Origin of the sequence: Burkholderia sp. Se-20378, from assembly GCF_017104665.1 — a bacterium.
Lineage (GTDB): Bacteria > Pseudomonadota > Gammaproteobacteria > Burkholderiales > Burkholderiaceae > Burkholderia > Burkholderia lata.
This window is the reverse complement of sequence record NZ_JAAGPG010001160.1, coordinates 1-1,075: the sequence shown is the minus strand read 5'-3', so window position 1 is coordinate 1,075 and position 1,075 is coordinate 1. Positions and strand designations below refer to the sequence as shown.

At 68.2% G+C, this 1,075-nt stretch carries 1 pseudogene; it reads left to right on the top strand.

The annotated features are described in order from the left end of the window. A pseudogene (locus tag G3N93_RS40740) lies at nt 1–686 on the top strand (acyltransferase family protein); the annotation flags it as partial. Nucleotides 687–1,075: the final 389 nt, after the last annotated feature.

Sequence of the window (1,075 nt, the reverse complement as noted above, 5' to 3'; positions counted from 1 at the left end):
GCGTCGCCGGCTACACGTACGGGTCGAACGGCGCGCTGTGGACGCTGTCGCTCGAAGTGCAGTTCTACGCGATCTACCCGCTGCTGTTCGCGATCCGCCGGCGCATCAGCATGCCGGTGGTCGTGGCCGCGATCGCGCTCGTCAACGTCGCGTCGGCGTGGCTGCTCGAACGGCACGACCTGCAGTTCTTCACGTCGTACTGGCTGTCCTGGACGATCGGCGCGTGGATCGCCGACGTGCGGGCGCAGCAGGCGCGCGGCGCGGCCACCGTGCCGTCGCGCGCGTGGTACGGCGCGGCCGCCGTGCTGCTGGCTGCCGGCTGCGGCGCGTTCCATTTCGGCCAGTACGGCGCATTCCAGCTGTGGTCGGCCGGCTTCGCGTGCTTCCTGTACCGCGCGCTCGCCCGCCCGCCGCGCCCCACGCCGCCGCTGCGCGTGCTGAGCTGGTTCGGCGACTTCAGCTACTCGCTGTACCTGATCCACCTGCCGCTGTTCGTCTGCCTCGGCTCGGTGCTGTTCCATTCCGAGCTGCAGTTGTCGATCTGGCCGTCGTTCGCGTTCATGGCCGCCGCGATTCCGGTCGCGTACGTGTTCTACCGGATGTTCGAACGGCCCGCGATGACGTGGTCGGCCAGCTTCAAGCCGACCCGTCCCGCCCGCGTTCTCACGCCGGCGCCCGAACGGGCCGTCGCACCCGGCCGGCATGCTTGCCCGAGCCCCCGCGCGGCGGCCCGCTGCGCGGGGGCTTTTTCATGGCCTGAGCGCGCCGGCTTGCCGGGTTGGCGTGAAGGGTAGCCTTCCGGCGTCGGGCCGCGCTACGGCCCGCATGAGCCGTCCTCGACCGGCTTTCACCACCGGGGTTGCCTAGGCGCGGCCTTCTGGCGTTTCCTTCTGGCGTTTCCTTCTGGCGTTTCCTTCTGGCGTTTCCTTCTGGCGTTTCCTTCTGGCGTCACCTTCTGGCATCACCTTCTGGCATCACCTTCTGGCATCACCTTCTGGCATCACCTTCTGGCATCACCTTCTGGCATCACCTTCTGGCATCACCTTCTGGCATCACCTTCTGGCATCACCTTCTG